General features: G+C 74.5%; 13 protein-coding genes. 8 read left to right on the forward strand and 5 right to left on the reverse strand.

What is annotated here, in order from left to right; all coding sequences use genetic code 11:
* Window positions 1-27 precede the first annotated feature (27 nt).
* A complete protein-coding gene (locus ACGFXC_RS13225) occupies window positions 28-2616 on the reverse strand; it encodes an AAA family ATPase (RefSeq protein ID WP_393712304.1) in 2589 nt (862 codons plus the stop codon).
* Between the two features lie 180 nt (window positions 2617-2796).
* Between ACGFXC_RS13225 and ACGFXC_RS13230 the strand changes: the two genes are divergently transcribed.
* The 3 genes from ACGFXC_RS13230 to ACGFXC_RS13240 all read left to right on the forward strand — a co-directional run bounded on the left by ACGFXC_RS13230 (window position 2797) and on the right by ACGFXC_RS13240 (window position 4286).
* Complete coding sequence (locus ACGFXC_RS13230) at window positions 2797-3348, forward strand: NADPH-dependent FMN reductase (RefSeq protein ID WP_393712305.1); 552 nt, start codon at window positions 2797-2799, stop codon at window positions 3346-3348.
* A 71-nt stretch (window positions 3349-3419) separates the two neighbouring features.
* A complete protein-coding gene (locus tag ACGFXC_RS13235; RefSeq protein WP_393712306.1) occupies window positions 3420-3863 on the forward strand; it encodes a luciferase family protein in 444 nt (147 codons plus the stop codon).
* 72 nt (window positions 3864-3935) lie between these two features.
* Entirely contained in the window at window positions 3936-4286 is a 351-nt protein-coding gene (locus ACGFXC_RS13240; RefSeq protein ID WP_393712308.1) for a protease inhibitor I9 family protein, read from the forward strand.
* On the opposite strand, the gene ACGFXC_RS13245 is transcribed toward ACGFXC_RS13240, so the two are convergent.
* Entirely contained in the window at window positions 4270-5451 is a 1182-nt protein-coding gene (locus tag ACGFXC_RS13245; RefSeq protein WP_393713170.1) for a S8 family peptidase, read from the reverse strand. The genes ACGFXC_RS13240 and ACGFXC_RS13245 overlap by 17 nt on opposite strands.
* A gap of 344 nt (window positions 5452-5795) precedes the next feature.
* Window positions 5796-7328: an MFS transporter gene (locus ACGFXC_RS13250; protein ID WP_393712310.1), complete on the reverse strand. Its 1533-nt coding sequence runs from the start codon at window positions 7326-7328 to the stop codon at window positions 5796-5798.
* Between the two features lie 135 nt (window positions 7329-7463).
* On the opposite strand from ACGFXC_RS13250, the gene ACGFXC_RS13255 reads away from it, so the two are divergent.
* Complete coding sequence (locus ACGFXC_RS13255; RefSeq protein WP_393712312.1) at window positions 7464-7871, forward strand: molybdopterin-binding protein; 408 nt, start codon at window positions 7464-7466, stop codon at window positions 7869-7871.
* Window positions 7872-7963: 92 nt separating this feature from the next.
* Here the strand turns inward: ACGFXC_RS13255 and ACGFXC_RS13260 are convergent, their stop codons facing one another.
* Window positions 7964-9409 (reverse strand): PucR family transcriptional regulator, encoded by a 1446-nt coding sequence (locus ACGFXC_RS13260; protein ID WP_393712314.1) that lies wholly within the window; start codon window positions 9407-9409, stop codon window positions 7964-7966.
* A 223-nt stretch (window positions 9410-9632) separates the two neighbouring features.
* On the opposite strand from ACGFXC_RS13260, the gene ACGFXC_RS13265 reads away from it, so the two are divergent.
* From ACGFXC_RS13265 to ACGFXC_RS13280, 4 genes are all read left to right on the forward strand, one after another.
* Window positions 9633-10460 carry an FAD binding domain-containing protein gene (locus ACGFXC_RS13265; RefSeq protein WP_393712315.1) on the forward strand — a complete coding sequence of 276 codons (828 nt, stop codon included), beginning with the start codon at window positions 9633-9635 and terminating at the stop codon, window positions 10458-10460.
* Entirely contained in the window at window positions 10457-13240 is a 2784-nt protein-coding gene (locus tag ACGFXC_RS13270) for a molybdopterin-dependent oxidoreductase (protein ID WP_393712317.1), read from the forward strand. The genes ACGFXC_RS13265 and ACGFXC_RS13270 overlap by 4 nt, the downstream gene beginning before the upstream one ends.
* An 80-nt stretch (window positions 13241-13320) precedes the next feature.
* A complete protein-coding gene (locus ACGFXC_RS13275; RefSeq protein WP_393712319.1) occupies window positions 13321-13770 on the forward strand; it encodes a molybdopterin-dependent oxidoreductase in 450 nt (149 codons plus the stop codon).
* A gap of 103 nt (window positions 13771-13873) precedes the next feature.
* A complete protein-coding gene (locus tag ACGFXC_RS13280; RefSeq protein ID WP_393712321.1) occupies window positions 13874-15166 on the forward strand; it encodes an NAD(P)/FAD-dependent oxidoreductase in 1293 nt (430 codons plus the stop codon).
* Here the strand turns inward: ACGFXC_RS13280 and ACGFXC_RS13285 are convergent.
* The gene (locus ACGFXC_RS13285) at window positions 15088-15507 is read right to left on the reverse strand and encodes a molybdopterin-binding protein (RefSeq protein WP_393712323.1); all 420 of its coding nucleotides are present in this window, start codon (window positions 15505-15507) and stop codon (window positions 15088-15090) included. The genes ACGFXC_RS13280 and ACGFXC_RS13285 overlap by 79 nt on opposite strands.
* Between the last annotated feature and the right edge of the window lie 190 nt (window positions 15508-15697).

A 15697-nucleotide genomic window follows, 5' to 3' on the forward strand; every position in this document is an offset into this window, starting at 1 on the left:
TCCGTGTTGCCGACGCCCGCGGGGCGGTCAGTCCAGGTCGAGGCGGGCGAGTTCGGTGCGCGAGCGGATGCCCAGCTTGGGGTAGGCCTTGTAGAGGTGGTGCTCGACGGTGCGCGGGCTCAGGAACAGCAGCCCGGCGACCTCGCGGCTGCTGCGGCCCTCGGCCGCCAGCCGGACCACCTGCAGTTCCTGCGGGGTGAGGCGGTCGGCCAGTGCCCGGGCCGTGGGGACGGCCGGGGCGGCCGGCTCCCCGGCGGCCCGGAGTTCGGCGCGGGTGCGGTCGGTCCACGGGGCGGCGTGCAGGCGCTCGAAGACCTCCAGCGCGCCGTGCAGACGGGCCCGGGCCTCCGCCGGGCGCCGGGCGCGCCGCAGCCACTCGCCGTGGACGAGCAGGGTGCGGGCGGCCTCGAAGGGGCGCCCGGCGCCCGCGTGCAGGGCCCCGGCCGCGGTGAAGGACTCCTCCCGGCCGGTCAACTGCGCCTCGCAGCGCAGCGCGACGGCCCGGGCCCAGGGCTGGCCCCCGGCTTCCGCCCACGACGCGAGGCGCTGCCACGCGGGACGGGCCCGCTCGGGGGCGCCGAGCCGGACCGCGGCCTCGACCAGGTCGCCCGTCGCCGCCACCAGCGCCGTCATGTAGTGGCCCGGGCGGCTCCACGCCGTCTCCAGGCGCTCCAGGGCCTCCTCGTAGCGGCCCAGGCCCAGGTCGAGCAGGCCCAGCAGGCAGGCGACCGCGACGCCCCCGTCGACGGTCCCCCCGGCGACCGGCAGGCAGCGCTCCGGGTCGCCCTCGATCGCGGCGATCCGGGCGAGGGCCACCTCCAGGCGGCCGATGCGCTGGGGCATGCCGCAGTCCTCGGCGACCGCCCGGGCCTCGGCCACCGACGCCTCCGCGTCCCGGTGCCGGCCCTGGAGCACCTGTAGCCGGGCGAGCATCTGGAGTGCCTCCGGGAGTCCGCCCACCAGCCCGGCCCGGCGCCTGCGGGCCACTTCGGCGGTGACCAGTTCCTCGGTGCGGGCGTCGTCGCCGAGCAGGGCCGCCGCGTAGACCGGGCGCATGCCGGGTCCGCCCTCGGCGACGGCCGCCGCGAGCGCGGCGAGGCCGGCCGGGTGGTCGCCGTCCACCAGGCGGGCCATGCCCCGCACGGTGTGGTCGCCGGGGAGGAGCTGCGCGCAGGCCCGTACGGAGTCGGCGTCCCCGGAGAACCAGGCGTACGTCGCCGCGGTGCGCAGCATCGACGCCGACGGCCCGGGGTCGGCCTCCCGGGCGCCGGCGACCAGGAGGCGCGCCGCGGCGGCCTGGTCGCCGCGCTCGAACTCCACGGCGGCGCGGACCTCGGCGAGGGCCGCCCGGTCGGCCCCGGTGCCGGCGAGCGGACCGGCCCGGCCGGCCAGGGTGGCGGCCGGGCCCAGGTCCCCGGCGGCCACCGCCGCGGCGGCCGCGCGGCGCAGCAGCCGTCCGCGTTCGGGCAGGGCGGTGGAGAGGTCCGCGGCGCGCTGGTAGAGGTCGCAGGCGATGGCGGGGGCGGCCCGGTGCCGGGCGCGGTCCGCCGCCCGGGCGACTTCCGCGGCCACGGCGGCGTCGGGTCCCAGCGCGGCCAGCGCCAGGTGGCGGGCGCGGGCGTCGGAGTCCGCTTCGAGGGCGGCGAGTTCGCGGTGCACGCGGGTCCGCTGGACGGAGGCGGCACCGCTGTAGGCGGCGGCGCGGATCAGCGGGTGCCGGAAGGACGCCCGGGCTCCGTCGACGCGCAGCAGCCCGGCCCGCTCCGCCGCCTCCAGGGCCCGCGCGCCGCTGCCGCCCAGCGCGTCGACGGCGGCCAGCACCCGGGCCAGGTCACGGCTGCTGTCCGCGGCGGCGGTGAGCAGCAGCAGACGTACGCCGTCGGGCAGGGCGGCGATCGTGTCGCGGAAGGAGGCGAGGACCCGGTCGGTGACGCGCTGCCCGCCGCCGGGGCCGCAGGTGCGCTCGGCCCGGCCGAACTCCAGGAGGGCCAGCGGGTTTCCGTCCGCGTCCTCCAGGACCCGGGCGCGGCGCGCGGCGGAGAGCCGGTAGCGCTCCAGCACCCGTGCGGCGGCCCGGCGGTCCAGCCGGGGCAGGAAGAGCTCCGGGAGGCCGCGGGCGTCGAACCCCTCGTCACGGGCGGCGAAGACGAGGGCCACCGGTTCGGCGGCGATCCGGCGGGCCGCGAACAGCAGGGCGTCCGCGCTGCTCTGGTCCAGCCACTGGGCGTCGTCGACCACGCAGACCACCGGACCGGATTCGGCGAGCCGGGCGAGCAGGGTGAGCAGCGCGAGTCCGGTCGTGTACCGGTCGGCCGGGCCGGCGGAGCCGCCGAGCACGGTGTGCAGCGCCCGCGCCTGCGGGCCGGGCAGCAGCGCGACCCGCTCCTGTAACGGCCACAGCAGCTGGAGCAGGCCGGCGCCGACGAGGTCGCGTTCCGCCTCGCAGCCGGTCACCCGGCGCACCGTCGGCGCCGACTCCGCCGAAATCCGCTCCAGCAGGGCGGACTTGCCGATGCCCGCTTCCCCGCGCAGGACGAGCGCTCCCCCCTGCCCCTGCCGCGCCGCGTCGAGCAGCGCGTCCAGCGCCGCTTCCTCGGACTGCCGTCCGTAGAGCATGTGCCGCCTCCCCCGGGCCCCGTGCGCCGCCCGCGCCGGTCCCGGCGGGCTCGCGTATACGTAGCCACTGCCAGAAACCTTACTGATCCGCCCGGTGGCCGCCCGGGCCTACGGTCGGGGCAGTCCCGCGGCGCCCGCCGCGGCCGCCCCCTCGGGGGTCCCCCAGCAAGGAGTCCGACCATGACCGTGCGCGTCCTCGCCCTCGTCGGCAGCCTCCGGGCCGGCTCGCACAACCGCCAACTGGCCGAGGCGGCCGTCAAGCACGCGCCCGAGCACATCGACGTCGAGATCCAGGGCGGCCTCGCCGACATCCCCTTCTACAGCGAGGACATCGACGTCGAGGGCGCCGTTCCGGCCCCGGCGGCGGCCCTGCGCGAGGCGGTGTCGCGGGCGGACGCGCTCCTGCTCGTCTCGCCCGAGTACAACGGCACCATCCCCGCCGTGCTGAAGAACGCCATCGACTGGCTGTCCCGCCCGTACGGCACCGGCGCGATCACCGGCAAGCCGGTCGCCGTGGTCGGTACGGCCTTCGGCAGCTACGGCGGGGTCTGGGCGCAGGACGAGGCCCGCAAGTCCGCGGGCATCGCCGGCGGCGCCGTCATCGACCAGGCCCGGCTCTCCGTGCCCGGTTCCGTCACCCGGTTCGCCTCCACCCACCCCGCCGACGACGCCGAGGTCGTCACCGGGCTCCTCGACGTCCTCGGCCAGCTCGCCACCAGCGCCAGGGCCTGAGGGGCGCGAACGCTCCGGCTCCGCCGGCCCGCACACCGCGGCCGGCCCACCGGCAGGAAGGGAACACCACCATGCTCACGCTGACTCCCCGCAGCGGTGCGGCTCCGCGGGTCTTCGGGCCGGCGCCGCACGGTCAGGGTTCGCAGATCTCTCCGATCATGCTCCAGGAGGAGCTGTGGGAGCGGATGCGGGCGTTGCCGTACGTGTACATGTCGCCCACGCTGGTTTCGGTGCCGCACGCCCGGGCGCTGTTCCTGCCGGAGGGTGTCGGTACGGGTCCGGCGGCGGCCTTCCAGCGGGGCCGTGAGTGGGCGCACATCCATCCGCATCACGACGGTTCGCTGCACCTGACGCTCCCGGCGCGGGTGGAGGCCGAGGTCATCGACGCGGGCTGGGGCGTGCACCACCCGGCCCAGGACGTGACGCTGGTCTACGGCCCCCGCAGCGCGGCGGAACTGGAGACCGTCTGGAAGATCGTCCAGCGCTCGTACCGGTACGCCACCGGCGCCGAGTAGCGGCGGCTCAAGGGGCGGGCCCGGGGAGCCGAAGGAGCGGGTAGCCACTGTCACCGCCCAGAGGGAGTCCCCGTGCGTCCGTTGCTGCGTACCGTCCTGACCGCCGCCCTGCTGCTCGCCGCCCCCGTGGCGGCGGCGCCCGTCGCGCACGCCGGGCCGGCGGTGAGCGCCGACGAGGGCCGGGCCGCCGAGCCGTACGTCGTCACCCTCGCGCCGGGCGCCGACCCCGAGCGGGTGATGCGCGAGACCGGCGTCACCGAGCCGCGGCACGTCTACCGCAGCGTGTTCGGGGGGTTCGCCGCCGACCTGGACGCCGCCCAGCTGACGGCGCTGCGGGCGCACCCCGACGTCGTCGGCGTCGAGGAGGACGGCGAGGCCGCCGGGATGCGGACGGCGGAGCCGGGGGCTACAGGCCGTCGATGAACAGCAGCGCGTTGGGCGAGCTCTTGCTGAGCTTGCTCAGCACGTCCTTGGTGGACCCGGACTCCAGGAAGTCGGCGAGCTCGCCCGGGTCCGCCTTGGGGTGGGCCTGCTTGTAGAGGACGGCGACCCCGGCGACGTGCGGCGATGCCATGGAGGTGCCGTCCAGGGCGACGGAGCCGCCGCCGAGCTTGGCCGAGGTGATGTCCTCGCCGGGGGCGTAGAGGTCGACGCAGGTGCCCCAGTTGGTGAAGTCGCTCTCCTCGTCGTACCGGTTGCTCGCTGCCACCGTGACGACCCGCTCGGCGGAGGCCGGGGAGACCCCGCAGGCGGTCTTCGCGTCGTTGCCGGCCGCGAGGACCGGCAGGACCCCCGCGTCGGAAAGGGCGGTGGCGGCGTCGTTGAGCGCCTGGGACTTGTCGCCGCCGAGGGAGCCGTTGAGGACCGCCGGCTGCTTGGCGTTCTTCGCCACCCAGTCCAGGCCCGCGATCATCGCCGAGTAGGTGCCCTTGCCGTCGCAGCCGAGGACGCGGACGCTGACCAGGGCCGCCTTGGCCGCCACCCCGTACGTCCGGCCCGCGACCGTGCCCGCGACGTGGGTGCCGTGGCCGTTGCAGTCCTGGCCCTGCTGCCCGTCGCCGACCGCGTCGAAGCCGAAGGTGGCGCGTCCGCCGAACTCCGCGTGGGCGAAGTCGATGCCGGTGTCCAGGACGTAGGCGGTCACCCCGGCGCCGTTGCCCTGGGCGGTGAAGTCGTTGTCGAGCGGCAGCCGCCGCTGGTCGATGCGGTCCAGGCCCCAGGAGGCGGACGGCGCGCGGGTGGCGGGCGCGGCGGTGCGCTTCGGCACGGACTGCACCTTCGCGTCCTCCTCGACGGACGCCACCCCGAGGCTGTTGCGGACGATCGTCAGCTGGAGCGGGGTCAGCGGGACCGCGAAGCCGTTGAGGGCCTTGCTGTAGAGGAAGGACGGCTTGAGCCCGAGCTTCTCGGCGGCCCTGGCCGCGTCCACGCCCTTGTTCAGGGTCACGATGTAGTTGCCGGGGACCGGGTTGGCGGCGGTCCTCAGCGGTGCCGGGGTCGGCTCCGGGGCGGCTTCCGAGGCCGAGGCGGCCGCCATGGGGGCCGCCGCGAGCAGCGCGGCGACGGTGACGGTGACACGCATGAGCATGCGCATGGAGAGGCGCTCCGATCGAGGGGTGGGGGAAACGCCCGTACCGAACCAGGTCGCGGCGGCCGCGGGAAGCTCATCGGGGGGTGTGGCGGGCGGCCCGCGGTCGTGGAATCGCCGTGCGCTCCGCCGGATGGGGGCGGGACCCGCGCATCCGTTCGATGTCCGAACTCCGGCGCTGGGGCTGAATAAACGTTTCACCCCACCCGCGCGGGCGGGATCTTCGAACGACCCGATCGAGAGCCCCCCGGACGGCCCAAGGCACCGCCGGAACGGCGCAAGCGGCGAGGCCCCCCGCCGCTTGCGCCGCTCCCACCGTTTCCCACCGGCCGTCCACGGGCCGCTCACGGGCCTCGGTGCGGGCCCGCTCCCGCCGGCTGCGGCTGCTGCTCCGCCGCGGCCCGCGCGCTGCCCGCCGCCCCCTTGCGGTCCCGCATCAGGACCAGGGCCAGTGCGGCGGCGGCCAGCACGCCCAGGGCCGCCGCGCCGAAGGTGGCCGACATGGCCGAGGTGAAGGCGGAGCGGGCCGCGTCGGCCAGCGCCGGGTCGGTCAGGGCGGCGGCCACCGAGTGCCGGGCCGCGTCCGGGGCCCAGGCGGGCATCTCGCCGCCGTAGACCCCGCTGAGCAGGGCCCCGAGGACGGCCACGCCGAGGGCGGCGCCGGCCTGCTGGACGGTGTCGTTGAGGGCGGAGCCGACGCCGGCGTACTCCTCGGGGACGGCTCCCATCAGGGCCGCGGTGGCGGCGGGCATCGCCAGGCCGCCGCCGAGGCCCATCACCGTCATGGCGGCGCACAGCGGCCAGAAGCTGTCACCGGCCTCCAGGGTGGCCAGCAGACCGAAGCCCGCGGCGATGACGGCGAGGCCGACGGCGGTCATGATCCGGTTGCCGATCCGGTTGCCCAGGGTGGCGCCGAGGCCGTTGAAGAGCAGGGTGGCGACGGCGAGCGGGGTGAAGGCGAGGCCGGTCTGGGTCGGGGTGTACCCGGCGACGAACTGGAGGTACTGGGTCAGGACCAGCATCAGCCCGCCGTTGGCGAAGGTGAGCAGGACCAGGGAGAAGCTGGAGCCGCTGAACATCCGGTTGCGGAAGAGGGCGAGCGGCACCATCGGGGACCCGGTGCGCAGCTCGTGCAGGACGAAGGCGGTCAGGGCGAGGACCGCGACGCCCGCGTAGACGGTCAGGCCGTCCTCGGGGAGGGCGATGATGGCCCAGATCAGGGCGGTCATGCCGGTGACGGACAGGACCATGCCCGGGAAGTCGGGCTTGCGCCAGGGGCCCTTGGACTCGGGCATCAAGGCCAGCGCGGCGGCGATGGCGAGCAGGGCGATCGGGACGTTCATCAGGAACACGGCGCCCCACCAGAAGTGGGCGATGAGCACGCCGCCCAGGGCCGGGCCGCCGACCATGCCGACGATGGCGACCGCGCCCCAGGCGGAGATGGCCTTGCGGCGCTCCTCCTCGTCGAAGACGGTGATCAGGATCGAGAGGGTGCTCGGCATCACGAGGGCCCCGCCGATGCCCATGACCACGCGTCCGGCGATGAGCTGGGCCGGGGAGTCGGCGTAGGCGGCGAGCAGGGAGGCGATCCCGAAGAGCGCGAGGCCGATGATCATCACCCGGCGGCGGCCGAAGCGGTCGGAGAGGCTGCCCGCGGTGAGGAGGAGTCCGGCGAAGACCAGGATGTAGGACTCGATGATCCACTGGATGTCCTCGGCGCCGGCGCCGAGGTCTTCGGCGATCGGCGGGATCGAGACCGTCAGCACCATGTTGTCGACGACCAGTACGAGCGTGCTGAGGCAGAGCACGATCAGGATGAGCCAGCGGCGCGGGTCGCGCGCCGCCCCGCTCCCGGTGATCCCGTCCAGCGCGTCCATGGTGATCCCTTCCCCTCTTCCCGACTGTTGCGTACACCGTTCGCTCGGTGATGTGAACAACGTACGCGGATGCGTACGGTGTTCGCAAGCCCTCGTGTGGAACCCCGTGGAACGCGGCGCGGCTAAGCTGCGCGCGTGCCGTCGTACTCGATCGGGCAGGCCGCTGGTCTGCTGTGCGTGAGCCCGGAAACCGTGCGCCGCTGGGCCGACGCGGGACGGCTGCGCGCGGTCCGTACCCCGGACGGGGCCCGTGTGGTGGACGGCCCGGCGCTGGCCGCCTTCGCGAAGGAACGGGCCGAGGGGCTGCACCCGGTGCCCGAGGGAGCCGCCGCCACCTCCGTCCGCAATTCCTTCGCGGGCATCGTCACCGCGGTACGGGTCGACGACGTCGCGGCCCAGGTGGAGATCCAGTCGGGCCCGCACCGCATCGTCTCCGTCGTGACTCGCGAATCGGTCGAACAGCTGGGCATCGCGGTCGGAGTCAGCGTCACCGCCCGGGTGAAGTCCACCGAGGTCTACGTGGACGTCCCCCAGGACGGCTGAGAGCGCCGCCGCCCGCGCCCACGAAGGGGCACGGGCGACGGCGCTCGGGCCGGGACGGCGGCGGCGAGGGCGGCGGGGCGGCGGCCGGGGGATCAGCCGCAGCGCAGGGCCGCGTACAGGTCCAGCTTGTGGTCCAGCCGGGACAGGTCCCGGCCGGTCAGGGACTCCACCCGCTCGATGCGGTAGTGCACGGTGTTCACGTGCAGGTGGAGGGCCTCCGCCGTACGGGCCCACGAGCAGTTGTTGGCGAGGAAGACCTCCAGGGTCTCCCGCAGCATTCCGTCGCCCAGCGCGCCCAGCGTCCGCGCGCCGAAGACGCTGCGCACCTCCGGCGGCACCCCGGACAGCAGTTCCGCGAGGGTGTCCAGCTGCTCGACGCCCCGCACGGGGGTCTCCCCGCCCGCCGCCGTCAGCGTGAACAGGGCCTGGTTCAGGGAGGCCCGCAGCGCCTCCGGCCCCGGCGCCCGCGCGCCCGCGCCGAGGCGGAGGTCCGCCTCCGGGCCCCCGCACGCCTGGAGCAGCGGCCACACCCCGCGCAGCTCGGCGGCCACGTCGACCCCCGCGAGCGGGTCCTCGTACAGCACGGCGGCGAACTCCCCGGCGGCCCACGGGACCCCCTCCAGGTGGGCCAGCGCCTCGGCCAGGGCCTCCCCGGAGGTGGCGGCGAGCACCCGGTAGGGGCCGCCGGCCGGCAGGCCGGCGGCGCCCAGCGCCTCCTCCAGGGCCACCGGGTCGGCGTCCCCGTACAGCAGGGCGATCAGTTCCTGCCCGGTGGCGCGGCCGGCGGCGGCCCGGCGGGCGTGCCCGTCGCGGTACTGGGCGAGGACCTCGGCGATCTCGTGGAGCACCCGCGGGGGCGCGGCGTCCGCGTCCGGCAGGTACAGCTGCCAGGCGTCGTACGGGGAGCTGTCGGACTCGATGCGCAGCGACAGCCCGTCGCGCGCGGGGACCGCCCGCTGGGCGGGGAGCGGCGGCGCGGAGGGGGTGCGGGCGATGGTGCGCCCACTCGCGGTCAGCACGTAGCAGGGCACCTTGCCCAGGTGGGCGCAGGCCCGGTCGAGGAGCTCGGCGGGTCCGGCCCCGCCCTCCAGCAGGCGGCTCAGCTCGCCGCGCACGTTCTCGGGAAGGGCGAAGATCCGGGTCGGACGGCGGCTGAGGTCGCCCCACTGGCGCAGGTAGACGGCCTCGGTGACCGCCCGGAAGCTGGTCTGGGCCGGGACGGCCACGAGCGGCAGCCGGTAGGCCCGGCAGGCGCTGACCAGCTCGTCGGGGACGCCTCCGTGGGTCTCCTCGCCGGCCAGGAGGGCGGTGGCTCCGGCGTCGGCGAGCGCGGAGACGAAGCGGTCCACCTTCTTCAGGTCCCCCTCCGACCACCACACGAGCCCGCTCAGCACCAGCTCCCCGGGGCCCAGGAAACGGCCCGGGTCCTCCAGGTCGGTGGCGGTGACCCCGCTGACCTCCTGGCCGAGAAGAGCTTCCTCACCCCAGAGCAGTGTGAGGCCGAGATTGTCGGACTGGAGCAGGTCGAGGACGTGCATGGCAGGGACTCCTTGCGGTGGGGGTGACCCACATTCGCCAGGTGAATACGAGAAACCTCATCGTAAATGCAAGGTGATGTCCTGCCTACGGCTCTTGGTTGATTATCCAGGGCGAACCGCCCGAACCCGGATGGTTTCCGTGTCCGGGACCAGTCGTTTCGTCCCCGGCCCCGTTGCTTCACTGAGGAGAACGCCCGGATTGCAGGAAGGCTGGTGGCGCGAAATGGACCTCAACACGGTGCTCGACGTGCGCGACGCGCGCCGCCGCGAGCCCTGGCGTCCCGGCGACGTCTGGCTCGGCGGGGGCACGTACCTCTTCTCCGAGCCCCAGCCGCACATCCGCCGCCTCGTCGACCTCTCCCGGATGGGCTGGCCGCCGCTGTCCTGGCAACCGGACGGCTCCCTCGACATCGCCGCCACCTGCACCATCACCGAGCTGTCCCGCTTCGGCCGGTCCCTGACCGCGACCGCCGCACCGCTGATCGAGCAGTGCTGCCGGGCCTTCCTCGCCAGTTTCAAGATCTGGAACATGGCCACCGTCGGCGGGAACCTCTGCAACGGCCTCCCGGCCGGCCCGATCATCTCCCTCAGCGCCGGCCTCGACGCCACCGTCCTGCTCCAGGGCCAGGACGGCGCCACCCGGCGCATGCCCGTCACCGACTTCATCCGCGGCGCCGGGGTGAAGGACCTGCGCGACGGCGACCTGCTGCGCTCGGTGCGCGTCCCGGCCCGCTCCCTGACCTGCCGCACGGCCTTCCGGCAGGCCTCCCTCTACGGACTCGGCCGCTCCGGCGTCCTGATCATCGGCACCCGTGACCCCCAGGACGGCTCCCTCGCCGTCACCGTCTCCGCCGCGACGACCCGCCCGTTCCGCTTCTGGTTCACGCTGCCGCCCACCGCGAACGAACTGCGCGAGTCGATCGACTCCACCGTCCGGCCCGACGAGTGGTTCGACGACATCCACGGCCTGCCCGACTGGCGGCGGCACATGGCCCTGCGCCTGGCCGAGGAGATCCGCCGCGAACTCTGCCCCTCGGAGGCACCGCGATGAGCTACGAGATCGAGATCAACAAGCAGCGGTTCGAGGAAGAGCCGCGCGCCGGCCAGTGCCTGCGCACCTACCTGCGCGAGCGCGGCTGGTTCGGCGTGAAGAAGGGCTGCGACCAGGGCGACTGCGGGGCCTGCACGGTGCACGTCGACGGGCAGCCGGTGCACAGCTGCCTCTACCCGGCCGTACGCGCCGAGGGCCGCGCCGTCACCACCGTCGAGGGCCTCGCCAAGCCCGGCGGCGAACTCCACCCCGCGCAGCAGCAGTTCCTGGACGCCCAGGGCTTCCAGTGCGGCTTCTGCACCGCCGGCTTCCTGATGACCACCTCCGCCCTCCAGGCCGAGGAGGGCACCGCCCACGACGACGGCAAGCTCCAGGACCTCCCGCGCGCCTTCAAGGGCAACATCTGCCGCTGCACGGGCTACCGGGCCATCGAGGACGCGGTGCGCGGGGTCAAGCACACCGAACGCCCCGAGGCCGGTCAGGCCGTCGGCAAGTCCCTCGGCGCCCCGGCCGGACCCCTCGTCGTCACCGGCACCGCCCGCTACACCTTCGACGTCGAGGTGCCCGGGCTGCTCCACATGAAGCTGCTGCGCTCCCCGCACCCGCACGCCCGCATCGTCGACATCGACATCCGCGACGCCCTCCAGGTCCCCGGCGTGCACGCCGTCCTGACCCACCACGACGCCCCGGACCACCTGTACTCCTCCGCTCGCCACGAGCACCCCACCGAGGACCCGATGGACACCCGCGTCCTGGACGACGTGGTCCGCTTCGTCGGCCAGCGGGTGGCCGCCGTCGTCGCCGACAGCGAGCAGGCGGCCGAGGAGGGCTGCCGCCGCGTGGTCGTCACGTACGAGGAGCTCCCGTACGTCATCGACCCGGAGGAGGCCATGCTCCCGGGTGCCCCCGTCCTGCACCCCAAGGGCCCCGAGTCGGGGATCTTCCGCGCCGAGAACAACGTGTGCGGCGAGGTCCACAACACCCTCGGCGACATGGAGAAGGGCTACGCCGAGGCGGACGTCGTCTACGAGGAGACCTTCCAGACCCAGCGCGTGCAGCACGCCAGCCTGGAGACCCACGGCTGCGTCGCGTACTTCGAACCCAAGGAGGAGGGCGACGGGGAGCGGATCACCGTCCGCTCCTCCACCCAGGCTCCGTTCCTGACCCGGCGGGCGCTGTGCGCCCTGTACGACCTCAATGAGGACGAGGTCCGCGTCGTCGCGGGCCGCGTGGGCGGCGGGTTCGGTGGCAAGCAGGAGATGCTGACCGAGGACATCGTCGTCCTCGCCGCCCTGAAGCTGCGCCGGCCGGTGAAACTCGAATTCACCCGCGCCGAGCAGTTCTACGGTGCCACCACCCGCCACCCCTTCAAGATCACCGTCAAGATCGGCGCCAAGGCCGACGGGACCCTGACCGCCCTGCGCATCCGCGTGGTCTCCAACACCGGCGCCTACGGCAACCACGGCCCGGCCGTCATGTTCCACAGCGTGGGCGAGTCCTTCGCCGTCTACAAGGCGCCGAACAAGGAGGTGGAGGCGTACTCCGTCTACACCAACGGCGTGCCGGCGGGCGCCTTCCGCGGCTACGGCCTGGGCCAGGTCCTGTTCGCCGTCGAATCGGTGATGGACGAGCTCGCCATCCGGCTCGGCATGGACCCGCTCGTCCTGCGCGAGAAGAACGTCATCGGCGCCGGGGACCACATGGTGACCCCGATCGGCCACGAGGAGGACCTGTTCATCGCCTCGTACGGGATGAAGCAGTGCATGGACGTGGTGCGCAAGGCCATCGCCGAGGACCGCAGCCACGAGGACGTGCCCGAGGGCTGGCTCACCGGCACGGGCTCGGCGGTCGCGATGATCGCGACCGGGCCGCCGGGCGGCCACTTCGCCGACGCCACGGTCAGCCTGCTGCGCGACGGCACGTACGACATCGCGGTCGGCACGGCCGAGTTCGGCAACGGCACCACCACCGTCCACAAGCAGATCACCGCGGGCGCGCTGAACACGACCGTCGACCGGATCACCGTCCGCCAGTCCGACACGGACGTCGTCCGCCACGACACCGGCGCCTTCGGCTCGGCCGGCACGGTGGTGGCGGGCAAGGCGGTGATGCTCGCGGCCGACGCGCTCGCGGGACGCCTCAAGACGTTCGCCGCCCGCCACACCGGCGTGGCGCGGCACCTGTGCAAGCTGGAGGCCGAGGCCTTCGACTGCGCGGGCCGCACCGTCACCCTCAAGGAGCTGTACGAGGCCGCGTACGACAAGAACAAGCTGCACGAGGTCTCCGCGGAGGGCCACTGGACCGGCTCCCCCCGGTCGGTCGCCTTCAACGCCCAGTGGTTCCGGCTGGCGGTGGACCCGCACACCGGCGAGATGAAGATCCTGCGCAGCGTCCACGCGGCGGACGCCGGCAAGGTCATGAACCCGATGCAGTGCCGGGGCCAGGTCGAGGGCGGCGTGGCCCAGGCCCTCGGGGCGACCCTCTTCGAGACGGTACGGGTGGACGAGCGCGGGGAGGTCACCACGGCCGCCTTCCGCCGCTACCGCCTGCCGCAGTACGCGGACGTGCCGCGCACGGAGGTGCACTTCATGGAGACCTCGGACGCGATCGGACCGCTCGGCGCCAAGTCCATGTCCGAGAGCCCCTTCAACCCGGTGGGCCCGGCCTTCGCCAACGCCCTGCGGGACGCGACGGGCATCCGCTTCACCGAGATGCCGGTGACGCGTGACGTGGTCTGGCAGAAGATCGCCCAGAAGATGCAAGGTGAAACCCACAAATAGAGACACAGCTGCGGCTCATACTTACCCCTGAACCTCGCAGCTGAGGTTCCGGCGGGACCCGAGTCGGGAATGCTCCGTCCATGGCCTCCTTCCTGCTGCACGGCGAGCTCGACCACCCGGCGACCCTGAGCGTCCCCGACCTGCGGAACTGGCCGCAGCACCGGGCGGAGGTCACCTTCGACTGCGCGACGAACGGCCCGCAGCACCACGTCTTCGAGGGCGCGCTGCTGCGGGACGTCATCGGCGGCGCCGGGCCCGTCTTCGACGCCCGCCGCCGCAAGGACCGCAGCCGCTACCTGCTTGCCGTCAGCGGGGGCGACGGCCACCACACCGTCCTGTCGTGGGCGGAGCTGGACGACGACTTCTGCGGCAGCCCGGTCCTGCTGGCCACCCGCCTCGACGGCGAGGCCCTCGACGGGGCGGGCAGCCAGCTGGTGGTCCCCTCGGACCGCTGCGGCGCCCGCTACGTCAGCGCCGTCACGCACGTCTGGTTCGGCACCCTGTCGGTCCCGGCCCTCGTCCCGGCCTGAGGAGAAACCCGAAGGCCGGAGCTGTCACATCCGCGTCCCGCCGTCTGTCTCCTGTACGAGGGCCCCGCACGGAGGCCCGTACGAGCGGACCGGGAGCGCGGACATGAACACCGACACGAACGCGTACGTCGACACGGACACGGGCGCGGCCACGGGCGCGCGCCCGGGGCGCCGGCAGCACGTCGTGGTGCTGGGCGCCGGCTACGCGGGACTCACCGCCGCCCTGCGCGTCAGCCGGAGCCACCGGGTGACCCTGGTCGACCCCAAGGACGCCTTCACCGAGCGGATCCGGCTGCACGAGAGCGCCGCCGGGCGCACCGCCGCCCCCGTCCCGCTGCGCGAACTCGTCGCCGGGCGGGACGTCACCCCGGTCAGGGCCCGCGCCACGGCGATCGACCCCGGGGCCCGTACCGTCCGCCTCGACGACGGCACCACCCTGGGCTACGACCGGCTCGTCTACGCCCTCGGCAGCACCACCGACACCACCCGCGTCCCCGGCGCCGCCGAGCACGCCTACCCCCTGGAGCGGGCCGGCGAGCTCGCCGCCCGGCTGTCCGCCGGGCCGGGCACCGTCACCGTCGTCGGCGGCGGGACGACCGGCATCGAACTGGCCGCCGAACTGGCCGAGTCGGCCACCGGCTGGCAGGTCCGGCTGGTCACCTCCGGCGAGCCGGGCGGCGGGCTCTCCGCGCGCGGCCGGGCGTACGTGGGCGCCGCCCTCACCCGCCTCGGCGTCGCGCTCCACCCGCACACCCGGGTCCGGGCCGTCCACGGCGGCGGCCTCTCGACCGACCGGGGCGAGCTGGCCTGCGACGTGGTCGTCTGGGCCGCGTCGTTCGCCGTCCCGGCGCTGGCCGCCGAGGCCGGGCTCCGGGTGGACGAGCGCGGCCGCGCCCTGGTGGACGGCGGCCTGCGCTCGCTCTCGCACCCCGACGTGTTCGTCGTCGGCGACGCGGCCCGCGTGACCGTGCCCGGCGCGGGCGAGCTGCGCATGGCCTGCGCGACGGCCATGCCCACCGGGGCGCACGCCGCCGACGCCATCGACGCGCTCGCCCGCGGCCGCGCACCCCGGCCGTTCGGTTTCCGCTTCGTCGCCCAGTGCATCAGCCTGGGCCGTCACGACGGCCTCGTCCAGCAGCTGCGCGCCGACGACTCGCCGCGCGGCCTGGTCCTCACCGGCCGCCCGGCGGCCCGGGTCAAGGAGTGGATCAACCGCTACACCCTCGCCTCCCTGCGCAAGGAGGGCCGCCGCCCGGGCAGTTACTTCTGGGTCAAGCCCCTGCGCGCGGCGGCGCAGGACCCGGCCGGGCCCCCCGCTCAGGCGGCCTGGAGCGAGACCTCGGTCGACTTGATCAGCGCGACGACGGTGGTACCGGCGGCCAGGCCGAGGGCCTGAACGGCGTCGGCGGTGATCGCGGCGGTCAGACCGCCGCCGTTGACGTCGACCTTGACGGAGGCCATGGCCGGGCCGGTGGCGACGTCGACGACCTTCCCGGCGATCTGGTTGCGGATGGAGAGCCCCTCGACGGGACCGGTCGCCAGGGCCACCTCGGTGGCCTTGACCAGCGCCTTCACGGAGGACCCGGCGACCAGCCCGAGCTCCTTGACGGCCTCGGCGGTGATGGCCGCGGTGATGTCCTGACCGCCCTCCAGTCGGACCTTGACCGTCGCCATCGCCTCGCCGACGGTGACGGCGGTGACGGTTCCGGCGATCTGGTTGCGGATGCTCAGGCTCATGGCTGCTTCGACCTCTTGGGTAGACACCTCGCACGGCCCGGGAGGAACCGTGCGGGATCGACGCTATGCGCCCGGGGGCTGACGCGCGTTCAGCCCCTCGCATCCGCGAACCAGAACCACCCGCCCGGCTGGTTCCTGCGGTTTCCGCAGGTCAGAGAGGTGTCATCGGCGTTGACGGCCGGGCGGCGGG

Source organism: Streptomyces sp. NPDC048507 (assembly GCF_043199995.1).
GTDB lineage: Bacteria > Actinomycetota > Actinomycetes > Streptomycetales > Streptomycetaceae > Streptomyces.

What these genes read in the sequence shown, in the direction of transcription:
- ACGFXC_RS13225 (WP_393712304.1), bottom strand. Translation starts at nt 2,616, where the DNA reads ATGCTCTACGGACGGCAGTCCGAGGAAGCGGCGCTGGACGCGCTGCTC.
- ACGFXC_RS13230 (WP_393712305.1), top strand. Translation starts at nt 2,797, where the DNA reads ATGACCGTGCGCGTCCTCGCCCTCGTCGGCAGCCTCCGGGCCGGCTCG.
- ACGFXC_RS13235 (WP_393712306.1), top strand. Translation starts at nt 3,420, where the DNA reads ATGCTCACGCTGACTCCCCGCAGCGGTGCGGCTCCGCGGGTCTTCGGG.
- ACGFXC_RS13245 (WP_393713170.1), bottom strand. Translation starts at nt 5,451, where the DNA reads ATGCTCATGCGTGTCACCGTCACCGTCGCCGCGCTGCTCGCGGCGGCC.
- ACGFXC_RS13250 (WP_393712310.1), bottom strand. Translation starts at nt 7,328, where the DNA reads ATGGACGCGCTGGACGGGATCACCGGGAGCGGGGCGGCGCGCGACCCG.
- ACGFXC_RS13260 (WP_393712314.1), bottom strand. Translation starts at nt 9,409, where the DNA reads ATGCACGTCCTCGACCTGCTCCAGTCCGACAATCTCGGCCTCACACTG.
- ACGFXC_RS13265 (WP_393712315.1), top strand. Translation starts at nt 9,633, where the DNA reads ATGGACCTCAACACGGTGCTCGACGTGCGCGACGCGCGCCGCCGCGAG.
- ACGFXC_RS13270 (WP_393712317.1), top strand. Translation starts at nt 10,457, where the DNA reads ATGAGCTACGAGATCGAGATCAACAAGCAGCGGTTCGAGGAAGAGCCG.
- ACGFXC_RS13275 (WP_393712319.1), top strand. Translation starts at nt 13,321, where the DNA reads ATGGCCTCCTTCCTGCTGCACGGCGAGCTCGACCACCCGGCGACCCTG.
- ACGFXC_RS13280 (WP_393712321.1), top strand. Translation starts at nt 13,874, where the DNA reads ATGAACACCGACACGAACGCGTACGTCGACACGGACACGGGCGCGGCC.
- ACGFXC_RS13285 (WP_393712323.1), bottom strand. Translation starts at nt 15,507, where the DNA reads ATGAGCCTGAGCATCCGCAACCAGATCGCCGGAACCGTCACCGCCGTC.